Origin of the sequence: Pseudomonas sp. BIC9C (assembly GCF_034541995.1) — a bacterium.
Classification (GTDB): Bacteria; Pseudomonadota; Gammaproteobacteria; order Pseudomonadales; family Pseudomonadaceae; genus Aquipseudomonas; species Aquipseudomonas fluorescens_CC.
The window spans coordinates 59873-74644 of record NZ_JAWDGM010000003.1; the positions used below are offsets into that span (position 1 = coordinate 59873).

Sequence of the window (14772 nt, forward strand, 5' to 3'; positions counted from 1 at the left end):
TTTTGTTGTTCTTCAGCTCAGAGGCCAATGCTGGTGGCAGGCGTGACGCACCGCACCGGCGCTGCTCAGCTTGAGCAGGTCCAGGCTGATGCGACGGCATTGGCTGGCATCGAGATGGCGCACGCGATCCTTGATTTCACCGATCTGCACCGGGCTCACGGACAGTTCGCTCACGCCCAGCCCGATCAGCACCGGCGTGGCTAGCGGATCGGAGGCCAGCGCCCCACAAACCCCGACCCAACGTTTGTGCTGTGCGGCACCGGCGCAGGTCTGGGCGATCAATCGCAGCAGCGCCGGGTGCAGGGCATCGACCCGCGAAGCGAGACCGGCGTGGTCGCGGTCCATGGCCAGGGTGTATTGCGACAGGTCGTTGGTGCCGATGGACAGGAAGTCCGCGTGTTCCGCCAGCTGTTCAGCCAGCAGTGCGGCGGCCGGAACTTCGATCATCACCCCCAGCTCCGGGCGCTCGCTCAGGCCCAGTTCGGTGCACAAGGCGTCGAGGCGCTGGCGGATGTGCAGCAGCTCCTCGACCTCGGTCACCATCGGCAACAGGATCCGGCAACGGGACAACGGCGTGACGTGCAGCAGGGCGCGCAGTTGCTGGTCGAGCAGTTCCGGGCGGGCCTGGGCCAGACGAATGCCGCGCAGGCCGAGCACCGGGTTCGCCTCGGCGGGCAGTGGCAGGTAGTCGAGTTGCTTGTCGCCGCCAACGTCGATGGTGCGAATGATCACCGACTTGTCGCCCATGGCATCGAGTACGGCTTGATAGGCGTGGTGTTGTTCCTGTTCGTCCGGCGCGGTATGGCGGTCGACGAAGAGAAATTCGGTGCGCAGCAAGCCGATGCCGTCGGCGCCATTGGCCAGTGCGTCTGCCGCCTCCGTGCTGGACGCCACATTGGCGGCGATTTCGATGCGCAGGCCGTCGGTGGTCAGCGCGGGTGTATGCGCCTGGACCTGTTGTTCGGCCCGGCGTTGTTGCTGTTGCTGTTGCAGCTGGCGCACGTCCGTCAGGCGCTCGGCGCTGGGTGTCAGTTCGAGACGACCGCTGTCGGCGTCCAGCACTACCGACTGGCCCTGATCCTGATCCAGCAGCGACGCGCCCAGTGCGACCATGCACGGCAAGCCTTTGCCCCGCGCGAGGATTGCCACGTGGGATGTCGCGCCGCCTTCGGCCATGCACAAACCGGCGACACCTTGCTGACTCAGTTGCAGCAGATCGGATGGGGTCAACTCGTGGGCGGCGACGATGGCACCGGGTGGTACATCGTAATGCCAGGCTTCACCGAGCAGGGCGCGCAGCACCCGTTGCTTGAGGTCGCGAAGGTCGTTGGCGCGCTCGGCCAGCAGCGAGCTACCCAGCTGCTGGAGCACCTCGCACTGCACGTCGATCGATTGGCTCCAGGCGTGGGTCGCCGCGGTGCCGAGGTCGATGGACTGATGGGCCGCGTCCAGCAATGCCGGATCTTCCAGCAGCGCGAGATGGGCGGCGAAGATGGCTTCTTCGTCAGTGTTCTTGTGTTTTCTGGCCTGGTCCAGGGTGCCGGCGATTTCGCTGCGAACCTGGGTCAACGCAGTGTCGAGGGTTTGCCGTTGCTGCACCGGGTCATTGTACCCGGCATCCGCAGGCAGGCTGATCGCGTTCAAGCGAAACAGCGGCCCGCCGGCCAGCCCCGGAGCGGCGCAGACACCGTGCAGCACTCCGGCTTCGGCTACTCGGTTGCGCTGGATCATCGGTGTCGGGGCGGTGGCGTGATGCTCTTCGGCCAGTGCCGTGGACAGTGCGGTCAACAAGGCTTGCAGTGCGGCTTCGGCATCCGGCCCCTGGCAACTGACCTGCACTTCGTCATGCTCGCCGACGGCCAGACCCATCAGCCCGATCAGGCTGTCGCAGGTCGCTGATTTACCGGCGAAATGCAGCCGGGATTTGCTTTTGAAACCTTGCGCGGTCTGACGGATCAACGCAGCTGGCCGGGCATGCAGGCCGCCACGATGGGCGATGCGGATGTGGCCGAGCACTTCTTCGCCGGCAAGCTCCGCGTCCGCCTGCGCGCCCACGCCTTGGCGGCGAATGATGTGCAGCAACGGCTCGCCGACTTTGACCGATTTGAGGGTGATGGGCCGTGCCTGAAAGTCCTGGCTGTTGGTGATGATCAGCAGGCTGACCAGGCTTTTGCATTGTTGCGCGACCCGGTCAAGGTCGTAGCGCAGCAGAGGCTGGCCATTGGCAACCCGTGCACCTTCCTGCACCAGCGTCGAAAAGCCCTGGCCTTGTAGTTCGACGGTGTCCAGGCCCAGGTGCAGCAGCAGTTCGGCGCCGTTGTCCGCGCGCAGGGTCACGGCGTGGCCGGTGCGCGCGACATGCACCACCACGCCCGCGCAGGGGGCGTGGAGCGTGTCGTTGAGTGGATCGATGGCGATGCCGTCGCCCATGGCACCGCTGGCAAACACCGGGTCCGGGACTTTGGCGAGCGTGAGCACCGGGCCGCTGAGCGGGGCGCTTAAAGTCAGCTCTTTATTGTTGTTATGCATGGCTCGGTCTCATCAGGAAAACTATTGGGATCGACGCGGCCCCTGTAGGAGCGAGCTCGCTCGCGATGGTCGTCAACGAAAACGCGTGTTTGTTGGATAAACGCGGCGTTCTTTAGTCCATCGCGAGCAAGCTCGCTCCTACATGGGTGGTTAGTGCGTACGAGTGACTTTGCTCAGGTGCCGCGGCTGGTCCGGGTCCATGCCACGGGCTACGGCCAGGCCGGCGGCCATCACGTAGAAACTCTGGATCGCCAGGATCGGGTCGAGGGCCGGATGTTCGGCGCGGGTCAGGGTCAGGTCGCGTTCGAGCACATCATCCGGGGCGGCCAGCAGGACACGGGCGCCGCGCTGGCGCATGTCGGCGGCCAGGCTGAGCAAGCCGACCTGTTCGGCACCCCGTGGGGCGAACACCAGTAGCGGGTAGTTATCGCCAATCAAGGCCATCGGGCCATGACGGACTTCGGCGCTGCTGAAGGCTTCGGCCTGGATCGCCGAGGTTTCCTTGAACTTGAGCGCCGCTTCCTGGGCGATGGCAAAACCAGCGCCACGGCCGATCACCATCAAGCGTTGGCAATCGCGCAGGGCGTCGATGGCCAGGCTCCAGTCCTGTTGCGCGGCATCGCGCAGGCCATCGGGCAAGGCGAGGCCGGCTTCGAGCAGTTCGGTGTCTTCTTTCCAGTGGCCAATCAGCCGGGCGCTGGCGCTGAGGGTGGCGATGAAGCTCTTGGTCGCGGCAACGCTGCGTTCGGTGCCGGCACACAGCGGCAGGCTGAATTCGCAGGCGGCTTCCAGTGGCGAGTCTTCGGCATTGACCAGCGAAATGCTCAAGGCGCCACGCTTGCGCAACAGGCGCAGGCTGTTGACCAGGTCAGGGCTCTGCCCCGATTGCGAAAAGGCGAATGCCACCTGACCGCTGACCTTCAACGGTGCCTGTTGCATGGTCACCACCGACATTGGCAGCGAGGCCACCGGAATGCCCAGCAACTGCATGGTCAGGTAGGCGAAGTAGCTGGCGGCGTGGTCGGAGCTGCCGCGTGCCACGGTCATGACCACTTGCGGCGGCTGACGGCGCAGGCGTCCGGCGATCTCGATCATCGGCGGGTCGAGTTGTTGCAACTGGACTTGCACGGCCTCGAACGAGGACAGCGCCTCTTCAAGCATTTTTGAAGTCAATGTCTTCTCCTTCGACCATGACGGCGGTCAGTTTCAATGAGCGATCCAGCCGCACGCAGTCGGCCCAGGCCCCCGGTTGCAGGCGCCCGCGTTCGGTGATGCCGAGGTAGTCGGCGGGGAATTGCGACAGGCGCTGCGAGGCTTCGGCGATGGGCAGGCCGATCTTCACCAGGTTGCGCAGGGCCTGATCCATGGTCAGCGTGCTGCCGGCCAGGGTGCCGTCGGGCAGGCGCACGCCGCCCAGGCATTTGGTCACGGTGTGGCTGCCGAGTTTGTATTCGCCGTCGGGCATGCCGGCGGCCGCGGTCGAGTCGGTGACGCAGTACAGGCATGGAATCGAGCGCAGGGCCACGCGAATGGCGCCGGGGTGCACGTGCAGCAAGTCCGGAATCAGTTCGGCGTATTGGGCGTGGGCCAACGCGGCACCGACGATCCCCGGCTCACGGTGATGCAACGGGCTCATGGCGTTGTAGAGGTGGGTGAAACTGCTGGCGCCGGCCGCCAGCGCAGCCACGCCTTCCTCGTAACTGCCCAGGGTGTGGCCAATCTGCATGCGGATGCCACGGCTGCTGAGGTCACGGATCAAGGTGTCGTGACCGGCGATTTCCGGAGCGATGGTGATCACCCGGATCGGTGCGAGCGCCAGGTACGCTTCGACTTCGGCCATCAGCGCCGTGTGGGCGAAGTTGGGTTGTGCGCCGAGCTTGCCGGGGTTGATGTACGGGCCTTCGAGGTGCACGCCGAGCACCCGGGCGCAGCCTTGGGGCCGCAGCTCGCAGAATTCGCCGACGGCCTTGAGCACGCGCAAGATCTCGTCGTTCGGCGCGGTCATGGTGGTGGCCAGCAGCGACGTGGTGCCAAAGCGCAGGTGGGTTCGGGTGATGGTTTCGAAGGCTGGCGTGCCTTCCATGATGTCTTTGCCGCCGCCGCCGTGAACGTGCAGGTCGATGAAACCCGGGAGCAGGTACGGCAGGTCGTTGTCTGCCGGATCGCAGGGCTGGCCTTCGATCGACACGACTTTGCCGTGTGCGTGGACCAGTCGGCCGCGAACCCAGCCGTGAGCGGTGAGGATGTTGTCTTCGGACATGATCGGTTCTCTGGTTTGACGGCTTCGCGGTGCAGCGTCCTAGCGGCGAAGCTCTGCGACAAAGTCGTAGTAGTCGTTACGGCAATAGGTGTCGGTGACTTCGATGGGCGTGTTGTCTTCCAGGTAGCCGACCCGGGTCATCAGCAGCATTGCGGTGCCGGGGGCGATGCCGACCAGTGCGGCGAATTCGTCCGAGGCGTTGATCGCCTGGATATGCTGCAGGGCGCGGACAACCGGTTTGCCAATGCCGTCGAGGAATTCGTAGAGGGAGTCGCCGACCAATTGCGGGTTGGCAATGATCGAGGCGGGCAGGGTGCTCATCTCGATGGCCATCACGGTGTCGTCGGCCTTGCGCAGGCGTTTGAGCCGCGCGACCTTGTCGTTGGGCGACAGGCCGAGGCGGATCAGCTCTTCGTGGGTCGGCAGGGTGATTTCCCGCTCCAGCCATTGCGAGCCGGGCACGAAACCCTTGAGGCGGAGCATTTCACTGAAGCCGGAAAGGCGCGACAACGGTTGTTCGAGGCGCGGCGTGATGAAGGTGCCGGAGCCCTGGTTACGGCGGATCAGGCCCTGTTCGAACAACACTTCCAGCGCCTTGCGGGCGGTGACGCGGGAGATGCCCAACGTCTCGCTCAGATTGCGTTCCGACGGCATGGCCTGTTCGGCTTTCCACTGGCCGGCATGGATCGCCGCTTCCAGATTGCGTGCCAGTTGCAGGTACAGCGGCGTGGGTTGGGTGTCGTCGGGGCGCAGGGCTTGTAGGTCATTCATGTAGGCATTGTCCGATGCGGTTGCAGGATGGTTGTCGCCCGGTTGTGAGGTGAAACCTAATACCACTTGCATACCATGTCAACGCCGCCACTGGGCCTTTGGCGTGGGAAAGCCTGCCGTTTTGGCCGGTTGTTCAGAGGGTGGTTCTAAGTGGTATTAGCGCAGGGGGATGCAGCAGCAAAGATCGCAGCCTGCGGCAGCGTCTACAGGTCAGAGTGGTATCACTGCTGTAGGAGCTGCCGCAGGCTGAGATTTATTGAATTTATTTTTCGAGGGCGACCAATGGTCGGGGGAGTTACGGGCGGATTTCGATCATCGTGCCGTCCGGCACCAGGTTCCAGACTTCGCGCATGTCCATGTTGCGCATGGCGATGCAGCCGTCGGTCCAGTCCAGGGTGTGGAACAGGTCTTCCGGGGTGTCCTCGGTGTCCGGGGTGCCGTGGATCATGATCATGCCGCCGGGCTCGACGCCTTCACGACGGGCGCGGGCGGAGTCGCTGATGTTCGGGTAGGAAATGTGCATCGCCAGGTTGAAGCGGTCGCTAACCTTGCGCCAGTCAACCCAGTAGAAGCCTTCCGGGGTGCGTTTGTCGCCTTCCATCAGCTTTGGCCCCTTGGGCCGTTTGCCCAGGGAAATGCGATAGGTCTTGAGCGGCTTGCCGTCATTGATCAACTGCAATTGATGGGAAGACTTGAGAATCAGGATTTTCTCGATGACCTTGCCGTCCAGGGTTTCCACGGCAGAAGCCTGGGACACCGTGACGAACGACAAACAGAACAGGGCAAGCAACCAGCGCATTGAAACGATTCCCCAGGAGGTGTCGCGACTATTTATTTATAGATGTTTTTGCAGGAGCTGCCGCAGGCTCGGGCCGCGTTCGGACGATTTTTCAGCGGCTACGAATGATACCAATATGGCATCAACTAATGGCAGGCTGCGCAAGCGGCGGGATCGATTCGGACCGTACGGGATAGACCTCGGTCCGCCGGTCAGCGAAGAAGCATTCTAAGGTACGACCTACCGTGCGGAAAGCCAGCTCATCCCAAGGAATGTCCGCTTCGTCGAATAGTTGCACTTCCAGGCTCTCGGGGCCGGCAGAAAAATCCAGGTCCGCCAGCTCGGCACGGAAGAACACATGCACCTGGCTGATGTGTGGCACGTCGATCAGGGTATAGATGCTCAGGTTGCGCACCCGGGCGCAGGCTTCCTCGGCGGTTTCGCGAATGGCGGCCTGTTCGATGGTCTCACCGTTTTCCATGAAGCCGGCGGGCAGGGTCCAGTAACCGCGTCGCGGCTCGATGGCCCGCCGGCACAGCAGCACCTTGGTGCCCCAGGTCGCCACGCAGCCGGCGACGATGTTGGGGTTCTGGTAGTGGATGGCCTGACAGCTGTCGCAGACAAAACGCAGGCGCGAATCGCCTTCGGGAATGCGCTGGGTCACCGGGTTACCGCACTGGCTGCAAAATTTCATGCTGGGGTTCCTGAATGCTGCGCCTATCTTGGCGTGCGGCAGTGTCTGTCGGCAAGTTGTCGTTTCGCGACATGGGGCTGTTGCGGGGGTTGGGCGGCCGCAGCGATTGGTGCATGATGTCGGGTAAGGCACAGATCGAGAACACTCATGCTGGACGAGCTACTGCATCGGGTAAGTAACCACACACCACGCATCTTGGAGACCGACCGTCGTTTTCCCGAGGCCGCGGTGCTGGTGCCCATCACCCGCAGTGACGAGCCTGAGCTGGTGTTGACCCTGCGTGCCAGTGGCCTGTCGACCCATGGCGGCGAAGTCGCCTTTCCAGGCGGGCGTCGTGACCCCGAAGACTCCGACCTGATTTTCACCGCCCTGCGTGAAGCCGAAGAAGAGATCGGACTGCCGCCGGGGCTGGTCGAGGTGATCGGCCCGCTCAGCCCGCTGATCAGCCTGCATGGCATCATGGTCACGCCCTATGTCGGGGTCATCCCGGATTTTGTCGAATACCGGGCCAACGATGCCGAGATCGCCGCGGTGTTCAGCGTGCCCCTGGAGTTCTTCCGCAAAGACCCCCGCGAACATACCCATCGCATCGACTATCAGGGCCGCAGCTGGTACGTGCCGAGCTATCGCTATGGCGAGTACAAGATCTGGGGGCTGACGGCGATCATGATCGTCGAGTTGATCAACCTGCTGTATGACGCCAAAATCAGCCTGCACCAGCCTCCCAAAAGCTTCATCAATATCTGAAGCCATCGTTCGCATGGCCTGAATCCTGATCTGGCTGAAAAAAGCCTGCCTGAGCCTTGAGGAAAACAACAATGAAATACCGCCTGGGCGACGCCCGCGTCGAAACCCATCCACAGAGCTGGGTCGCTCCCAATGCCGTGCTGGTGGGCAAGGTCAAGCTGGAAGAGGGCGCCAACGTCTGGTTCAACGCCGTGCTGCGCGGCGATAACGAGTTGATCCTGATCGGCAAGAACAGCAATGTCCAGGACGGCACCGTGATGCACACCGACATGGGCTACCCGCTGACCATTGGCACCGGCGTGACCATCGGCCACAACGCCATGCTCCACGGCTGCACCGTCGGCGACAACAGCCTGATCGGTATCAACGCGGTGATCCTCAACGGTGCAAGGATCGGCAAGAATTGCATCATCGGCGCCAACTCGCTGATCGGCGAGGGCAAGGAGATTCCGGATGGATCGCTGGTCATGGGCTCGCCCGGCAAAGTGGTTCGAGAATTGACCGAGCCGCAAATCAAAATGCTGGAAGCCAGCGCTGCTCACTACGTGCACAACTCGCAGCGTTATGCCCGCGACCTGGCCGAGCAGGAACAATGAGCACGACTGAACGCCCGGTGCCGTCGCCCTGCGTGAACATTTGTGCGCTGGATGACGATGATATCTGCACCGGTTGCCAACGCACGGTGGCGGAGATCACCCGCTGGAGCCGCATGACCAACGACGAGCGGCGCCAGGTGCTGGGGTTGTGTCATGAGCGGGCCAAGGCCAGTGGGTTGATCTGGATGTTGCCTTCCAAATCTGACTCCTGAGCCGGTCGGCGCTTTTGTGGCGAGGGAGCTTGCTCCCGTTGGAGCGCGGAGCGGTCCCAAAATCAGAACATGCGGTGCGCCAGTCATGCAACCTCGGTCAAACGGGGGCCGCTTCGCAGCCCAACGGGAGCAAGCTCCCTCGCCACAGGTTATTTGTGATCCGAAGATGAAGTACCCTGTGCACCAAATTTACAGGTACTTCCCCCGCCCATGCTCTTCCTGATCGCCTACATCAGCAGCGTCGTGCTGATCAACTACGCCTTTTCCACCGCGCCGCAGCTGGACATCATCTGGTCGGCCTGGGGCGGGCTGGTGTTTGTGTTGCGCGACATGGTGCAAGCCCGGTTCGGGCATGGCGCCCTCGTGGCGATGCTGGTGGCGCTGGTGTTGTCCTATGTCACTTCCGATCCGTCCATCGCCCTGGCCAGCGCTACGGCGTTCGCGGTGTCCGAGTGCATCGACTGGCTGGTGTTCAGCATCACCAGGCGCCCATTGCACGACCGCCTGTGGATAAGTTCGGCCCTGAGCATTCCCCTCGATACCTTTATCTTTTTCGGCATGATCGACGCTTTGACGCCGGGGGTGATCCTCACCGCCCTGGGCTCGAAGTTCGCCGGGGTCACCGCCGTGTGGCTGATCATGGCCTGGCGCCTGCGCAAACAGGCTCTCGTCAGCTGAAGCCAAACCCCGCGGTTCATGTAAAATGCCGCGCTTTCTCCCAATGGATCGCGCCTATTGCGCCGTATCCTCGATGATCCGCTTCTTGAGGACCTTCAGATGAGCCGTATCGGAACTCCATTGTCGCCTACCGCGACCCGCGTATTGATGTGTGGCTGTGGCGAGTTGGGCAAGGAAGTGGTGATCGAGCTGCAACGTCTGGGCGTTGAAGTGATTGCCGTGGACCGCTACGCCAACGCGCCGGCCATGCAGGTGGCGCACCGCAGCCATGTGATCAACATGCTCGACGGCGCTGCCCTGCGTGCCGTGATCGAAGCCGAGAAACCGCACTTCATCGTGCCGGAAATCGAAGCCATCGCCACCGCGACCCTGGTGGAGCTGGAGGCCGAAGGTTTCAACGTGATCCCGACCGCCCGCGCCGCGCAATTGACCATGAACCGCGAAGGCATCCGTCGCCTGGCGGCTGAAGAGCTGGACCTGCCAACCTCGCCGTACCATTTCGCCGACACTTTCGAGGACTACAGCAAGGCCGTCGAAGACCTCGGTTTCCCCTGTGTGGTCAAGCCAGTCATGAGTTCCTCGGGCAAGGGCCAGAGCCTGCTGCGCAGCGTCGATGACGTGCAGAAAGCCTGGGACTACGCCCAGGAAGGAGGCCGTGCCGGCAAAGGTCGGGTGATCGTCGAGGGCTTCATCGACTTCGACTACGAAATCACCTTGCTGACCGTGCGCCACGTCGGCGGTACCACTTTCTGCGCGCCGGTCGGCCACCGTCAGGAGAAGGGCGACTATCAGGAATCCTGGCAGCCGCAAGCCATGAGCCCGATTGCCCTGGCTGAATCCGAACGCGTCGCCAAAGCTGTGACCGAAGCCCTGGGTGGCCGTGGTCTGTTCGGGGTCGAGTTGTTCATCAAGGGTGATCAGGTGTGGTTCAGCGAAGTTTCGCCGCGCCCGCACGACACCGGCCTGGTGACCCTGATCTCCCAGGACCTGTCGCAGTTCGCCCTGCATGCACGGGCCATTCTCGGCCTGCCGATCCCGTTGATCCGTCAGTTCGGGCCATCGGCTTCGGCGGTGATCCTGGTGGAAGGGCAGTCGACCCAGACCGCATTTGCCAATCTGGGCGCAGCCTTGAGCGAGCCGGATACCGCGCTGCGCCTGTTCGGCAAGCCTGAAGTCAACGGCCAGCGCCGCATGGGCGTTGCCCTGGCTCGCGACGAGTCGATCGAAGCCGCCCGCGCCAAGGCGACCCGTGCGTCGCAGGCGGTTGTTGTCGAGCTGTAAAAACCCTCGCGGCCCAGCCCGTATCCCTGTGGGAGCGGGCTTGCTCGCGAAAGCGGTGTGTCAGACACATTGATGTTGACTGACACTCCCTCTTCGCGAGCAAGCCCGCTCCCACAGGTTCGGTGTTCAGTCTCTATAATTTGGGGGTGCCCAAGACCCTTCATCAAAGCTTCAGGCCTGTACCCCATGAACTCGCAAAGCATCATCGTCCCGAAAATCTCCACCCTGCCGGTACACGAACCCCGGGCCCGGGCCGTTGTGCGTTGGCTGGTGCGCAAGAACATCGTCCGGGAAGAGCTGACCACGTGCGGCCGCACCGGCAATCGCATGGGCCACGCCATCGCCGAGGGTGCCCGTGGGGTGGTCCTGCACCCGGACGCGCTGCCATTCGGCGAGCCGGTCAATGGTCTGGAGATCATCACCAAGCGCTGCATCTATACGCCAGCCAAGGGTTTTCTTGGCGAAGCGGGCTGCGCCGAGTGCCGCAAGGAAGTGGGTGAAGCCCTGTTCGAAAGCCTGGAAGACTGGATGCCGGGGCGTACCGATAACTTCACCTGTCCGGAATGCGGGCATGAAGACGAAATCAACGGCTTCCTGTTCCTGCAGGAATGCGGCTTCTCCAACCTCGGTTTCATCTTCAACAACTGGGCCGAAGCCGGGTTCAAGCAGGGCTTTCTCGATGAATTCGCCGATTGGCTGGATCAGCCGGTCAGTTGGGTGAAAGTCGAACTCTGATGACCTTTGTAGGAGCGAGCTCGCTCGCGATGGTCGTGAACGATGACGCGTGCTGTCTGAAAACAAACGTCGCCTTCAAGCTCATCGCGAGCAGGCTCGCTCCCACAAAAAAGCAGCAATCCGTACCGCCGTAATCCCCGTATATCAGTAATGCCAATAATAGACAGAGTTTTACATTGAACCCGAAGGGGTGTCTGACTATAATGGCGCGCTTCCATTTTCCCGCTCGGGAGCCCCCGCGATGCTGCGTATCAGCCAAGAAGCTCTGACATTCGACGACATTCTCCTAGTGCCTGGTTATTCCGAGGTGCTTCCTAACGAAGTCAGTCTCAAGACCCGCCTTACCCGTGGCATCGAGCTGAATATTCCACTGGTCTCCGCCGCCATGGACACCGTCACTGAAGCCCGTCTGGCAATCGCCATGGCTCAGGAAGGTGGTATCGGCATCATCCACAAGAACATGACCATCGAGCAGCAAGCTGCCGAAGTGCGCAAGGTCAAGAAGTTCGAAGCCGGTGTGGTCAAGGACCCGATCACCATCGAAGCCGACGCCACGGTGCGTGACCTGTTCGAACTGACCCGCCTGCACAACATCTCCGGCGTTCCGGTACTGCACGATGGCGACCTGGTCGGCATCGTCACTTCCCGTGACGTGCGCTTCGAAAACCGTCTGGACGTCAGTGTCCGTGAAGTGATGACGCCCAAAGAGCGTCTGGTCACGGTCAAGGAAGGCGCCAACAAGAACGATGTGCGTGAATTGCTGCACAAGCACCGCATCGAGCGCGTACTGATCGTCGACGACAAATTCGCCCTCAAAGGCATGATGACCGTCAACGACATCGAAAAAGCCAAGGCCTACCCGCTGGCCAGCAAGGACGATCAAGGTCGTCTGCGTGTGGGTGCTGCAGTCGGTACCGGTAAAGACACCGGTGACCGCGTGGCGGCCCTGGTCAATGCCGGTGTGGACGTGGTGGTGGTCGACACCGCTCACGGTCACTCCAAAGGCGTGATCGACCGCGTTCGCTGGGTTAAAGAGAATTTCCCTGAAGTACAGGTGATCGGCGGCAACATCGCCACCGGCGCTGCCGCCAAGGCCCTGGCCGAAGCCGGCGCTGACGCGGTCAAGGTCGGTATCGGCCCTGGCTCGATCTGCACCACCCGTATCGTCGCCGGTGTCGGCGTGCCGCAAATCAGTGCCATCGCCAACGTCGCCGCTGCCCTTGAAGGCACTGGCGTGCCGTTGATCGCCGACGGCGGTATCCGTTTCTCCGGTGACCTGTCCAAGGCCATCGTGGCCGGTGCCTCCTGCGTGATGATGGGCTCGATGTTCGCCGGTACCGAAGAAGCGCCGGGCGAGATCGAACTGTTCCAGGGCCGTTCGTACAAGGCTTATCGCGGCATGGGTTCGCTGGGCGCCATGTCCCAGGCCCAGGGATCCTCCGACCGTTACTTCCAGGACTCCTCGGCAGGCGCCGAGAAGCTGGTTCCGGAAGGCATCGAAGGGCGTGTTCCGTACAAGGGCACCCTGAGCGCGATCATCCACCAGTTGATGGGCGGCCTGCGCTCCTCGATGGGCTACACCGGTAGCGCCAACATCGAAGAGATGCGCACCAAGCCCGAGTTCGTGCGGATCACCGGCGCAGGCATGGCCGAATCCCACGTTCACGACGTGCAGATCACCAAGGAAGCGCCGAACTACCGCGTAGGTTGAGCCTTCAAGCAACAAGCTAAGCAACCGGGGCTGTTTTATTCAGCCCCGAGTTGTTTCTGAATCACGACTGTTTCTGAATGACTTAGACGAGACTGAATCATGGCCCTCGATATTCACGCTCACCGCATCCTGATCCTCGACTTCGGTTCCCAGTACACCCAGCTGATCGCCCGCCGCGTGCGCGAGATCGGCGTGTACTGCGAACTGCACCCGTTCGACATGGACGAGGATGCGATCCGCGAGTTCGCGCCAAAAGGCGTCATTCTCGCTGGCGGCCCGGAGTCCGTGCACGAAGCCGACAGCCCTCGCTGCCCGCAGGCAGTCTTTGATCTGGGCGTGCCGGTCTTCGGTATCTGCTACGGCATGCAGACTATGGCCGAGCAACTGGGCGGCAAGGTTGAAGGTTCCGAACTGCGTGAGTTCGGTTACGCCCGCGTCGACGTGGTCGGCAAGAGCCGCCTGCTCGACGGCATCGAAGACCACATCGACGCCGACGGCCTGTTCGGCCTCGACGTATGGATGAGCCACGGTGACAAGGTCACCCGCATGCCGTCTGACTTCCATATCCTGGCCAGCACCCCGAGCTGCCCGATCGCTGGCATGTTCAGCGACGAGCGTCGCTACTACGGCGTGCAGTTCCATCCGGAAGTGACCCACACCAAGCAGGGCGGTCGCATCCTGTCGCGCTTCATCCTCGACATCTGCGAGTGTGAAGCACTGTGGACCCCGTCGAAGATCGCTGAAGACGCCATCGCCCAGGTTCGTGCCCAGGTCGGCACCGACAACGTGCTGCTTGGCCTCTCTGGCGGCGTGGACTCCTCGGTCGTTGCCGCGCTGCTGCACAAAGCCATCGGCGACCAACTGACCTGCGTCTTCGTCGACAACGGCCTGCTGCGCCTGCACGAAGGCGAGCAAGTGATGGCCATGTTCGCCGAGAACATGGGCGTCAAGGTGATCCGTGCCAACGCCGAGGACCAGTTCCTCAACAACCTGGCCGGCGAAGCCGACCCTGAGAAGAAGCGCAAGATCATCGGCCGTACCTTCATCGACGTGTTCGATGCCGAATCCTGCAAGCTGGACAACATCAAGTACCTGGCCCAGGGCACCATCTACCCGGACGTGATCGAGTCGGCTGGCGCGAAAAGCGGCAAGGCCCACGTGATCAAGTCGCACCACAACGTGGGCGGCCTGCCGGAAGAGATGAACCTGAAACTGGTCGAGCCACTGCGCGAACTGTTCAAGGATGAAGTCCGTCGTCTGGGCCTGGAACTGGGCCTGCCGTACGACATGGTCTACCGTCACCCGTTCCCGGGCCCGGGCCTGGGCGTGCGTATCCTGGGTGAAGTGAAGAAGGAATACGCCGACCTGCTGCGTCGCGCCGACCACATCTTCATCGAAGAACTGCGCAAGGCCGACTGGTACCACAAGGTCAGCCAGGCATTCGTGGTGTTCCAGCCGGTGAAATCGGTTGGCGTGGTCGGTGATGGCCGTCGTTACGCCTGGGTCGTTGCCCTGCGTGCCGTGGAAACCATCGACTTCATGACCGCGCGTTGGGCACACCTGCCTTACGAACTGCTGGAAACCGTATCCGGCCGCATCATCAATGAAATCGAAGGCATCTCCCGCGTCACCTACGACGTGTCGAGCAAGCCGCCGGCGACCATTGAGTGGGAGTGATCCCGCGCCAGCCCTGAGGGGCTGATCGCTGGATGAAAAGCCGTGTGAGCGTGAGTTCACACGGCTTTTTTCATTGCTGCGGGTCCATCCTGCGGCCTGCCGT

The 14772-nt window shown here is 62.4% G+C and carries 14 protein-coding genes; 8 read left to right on the forward strand and 6 right to left on the reverse strand.

What is annotated here, in order from left to right; genetic code table 11:
• Positions 1-12: 12 nt before the first annotated feature.
• The 6 genes from ptsP to RS887_RS14915 form a co-directional block, all read right to left on the reverse strand.
• Positions 13-2529 carry a phosphoenolpyruvate--protein phosphotransferase gene (gene ptsP / locus RS887_RS14890; RefSeq protein ID WP_322615958.1) on the reverse strand — a complete coding sequence of 839 codons (2517 nt, stop codon included), beginning with the start codon at positions 2527-2529 and terminating at the stop codon, positions 13-15.
• A gap of 150 nt (positions 2530-2679) precedes the next feature.
• Complete coding sequence (locus tag RS887_RS14895) at positions 2680-3702, reverse strand: SIS domain-containing protein (RefSeq protein ID WP_322615959.1); 1023 nt, start codon at positions 3700-3702, stop codon at positions 2680-2682.
• On the reverse strand, positions 3683-4789 hold the full coding sequence (nagA, locus tag RS887_RS14900; RefSeq protein ID WP_322615960.1) for an N-acetylglucosamine-6-phosphate deacetylase: 1107 nt from the start codon (positions 4787-4789) through the stop codon (positions 3683-3685). The genes RS887_RS14895 and nagA overlap by 20 nt, the downstream gene beginning before the upstream one ends.
• Positions 4790-4828: 39 nt before the next feature.
• Entirely contained in the window at positions 4829-5560 is a 732-nt protein-coding gene (locus RS887_RS14905) for a GntR family transcriptional regulator (RefSeq protein ID WP_322615961.1), read from the reverse strand.
• Between the two features lie 295 nt (positions 5561-5855).
• Positions 5856-6359, reverse strand: a complete 504-nt coding sequence (locus RS887_RS14910; RefSeq protein WP_111281176.1) for a L,D-transpeptidase family protein — start codon at positions 6357-6359, stop codon at positions 5856-5858.
• A gap of 121 nt (positions 6360-6480) precedes the next feature.
• On the reverse strand, positions 6481-7032 hold the full coding sequence (locus tag RS887_RS14915; RefSeq protein WP_322615962.1) for an NUDIX hydrolase: 552 nt from the start codon (positions 7030-7032) through the stop codon (positions 6481-6483).
• Between the two features lie 147 nt (positions 7033-7179).
• Here RS887_RS14915 and RS887_RS14920 point away from each other — a divergent pair, with 147 nt between their 5' ends.
• The 8 genes from RS887_RS14920 (at position 7180) to guaA (ending at position 14669) form a co-directional block, all read left to right on the forward strand.
• Positions 7180-7779 carry a CoA pyrophosphatase gene (locus RS887_RS14920; protein WP_322615963.1) on the forward strand — a complete coding sequence of 200 codons (600 nt, stop codon included), beginning with the start codon at positions 7180-7182 and terminating at the stop codon, positions 7777-7779.
• A 71-nt stretch (positions 7780-7850) separates the two neighbouring features.
• Positions 7851-8375: a gamma carbonic anhydrase family protein gene (locus RS887_RS14925; protein WP_111281182.1), complete on the forward strand. Its 525-nt coding sequence runs from the start codon at positions 7851-7853 to the stop codon at positions 8373-8375.
• Positions 8372-8587: a DUF1289 domain-containing protein gene (locus tag RS887_RS14930; protein ID WP_322615964.1), complete on the forward strand. Its 216-nt coding sequence runs from the start codon at positions 8372-8374 to the stop codon at positions 8585-8587. The genes RS887_RS14925 and RS887_RS14930 overlap by 4 nt, the downstream gene beginning before the upstream one ends.
• Positions 8588-8797: 210 nt before the next feature.
• Positions 8798-9265, forward strand: coding sequence for a VUT family protein (locus RS887_RS14935; RefSeq protein ID WP_322615965.1), 468 nt, complete (start codon positions 8798-8800; stop codon positions 9263-9265).
• A gap of 99 nt (positions 9266-9364) precedes the next feature.
• Positions 9365-10546, forward strand: a complete 1182-nt coding sequence (gene purT / locus RS887_RS14940; protein ID WP_322615966.1) for a formate-dependent phosphoribosylglycinamide formyltransferase — start codon at positions 9365-9367, stop codon at positions 10544-10546.
• A 186-nt stretch (positions 10547-10732) separates the two neighbouring features.
• Positions 10733-11281, forward strand: a complete 549-nt coding sequence (locus RS887_RS14945) for a sugar ABC transporter ATPase (RefSeq protein WP_322615967.1) — start codon at positions 10733-10735, stop codon at positions 11279-11281.
• A 241-nt stretch (positions 11282-11522) separates the two neighbouring features.
• The gene (gene guaB, locus RS887_RS14950; RefSeq protein WP_111281193.1) at positions 11523-12992 is read left to right on the forward strand and encodes an IMP dehydrogenase; all 1470 of its coding nucleotides are present in this window, start codon (positions 11523-11525) and stop codon (positions 12990-12992) included.
• 99 nt (positions 12993-13091) lie between these two features.
• A complete protein-coding gene (gene guaA / locus RS887_RS14955; protein WP_057398600.1) occupies positions 13092-14669 on the forward strand; it encodes a glutamine-hydrolyzing GMP synthase in 1578 nt (525 codons plus the stop codon).
• Positions 14670-14772 lie beyond the last annotated feature (103 nt).

What these genes read in the sequence shown, in the direction of transcription:
- RS887_RS14925 (WP_111281182.1), top strand. Translation starts at nt 7,851, where the DNA reads ATGAAATACCGCCTGGGCGACGCCCGCGTCGAAACCCATCCACAGAGC.
- guaA (WP_057398600.1), top strand. Translation starts at nt 13,092, where the DNA reads ATGGCCCTCGATATTCACGCTCACCGCATCCTGATCCTCGACTTCGGT.
- guaB (WP_111281193.1), top strand. Translation starts at nt 11,523, where the DNA reads ATGCTGCGTATCAGCCAAGAAGCTCTGACATTCGACGACATTCTCCTA.
- RS887_RS14910 (WP_111281176.1), bottom strand. Translation starts at nt 6,359, where the DNA reads ATGCGCTGGTTGCTTGCCCTGTTCTGTTTGTCGTTCGTCACGGTGTCC.
- nagA (WP_322615960.1), bottom strand. Translation starts at nt 4,789, where the DNA reads ATGTCCGAAGACAACATCCTCACCGCTCACGGCTGGGTTCGCGGCCGA.
- ptsP (WP_322615958.1), bottom strand. Translation starts at nt 2,529, where the DNA reads ATGCATAACAACAATAAAGAGCTGACTTTAAGCGCCCCGCTCAGCGGC.
- RS887_RS14935 (WP_322615965.1), top strand. Translation starts at nt 8,798, where the DNA reads ATGCTCTTCCTGATCGCCTACATCAGCAGCGTCGTGCTGATCAACTAC.
- RS887_RS14920 (WP_322615963.1), top strand. Translation starts at nt 7,180, where the DNA reads ATGCTGGACGAGCTACTGCATCGGGTAAGTAACCACACACCACGCATC.
- purT (WP_322615966.1), top strand. Translation starts at nt 9,365, where the DNA reads ATGAGCCGTATCGGAACTCCATTGTCGCCTACCGCGACCCGCGTATTG.
- RS887_RS14915 (WP_322615962.1), bottom strand. Translation starts at nt 7,032, where the DNA reads ATGAAATTTTGCAGCCAGTGCGGTAACCCGGTGACCCAGCGCATTCCC.
- RS887_RS14905 (WP_322615961.1), bottom strand. Translation starts at nt 5,560, where the DNA reads ATGAATGACCTACAAGCCCTGCGCCCCGACGACACCCAACCCACGCCG.
- RS887_RS14945 (WP_322615967.1), top strand. Translation starts at nt 10,733, where the DNA reads ATGAACTCGCAAAGCATCATCGTCCCGAAAATCTCCACCCTGCCGGTA.
- RS887_RS14930 (WP_322615964.1), top strand. Translation starts at nt 8,372, where the DNA reads ATGAGCACGACTGAACGCCCGGTGCCGTCGCCCTGCGTGAACATTTGT.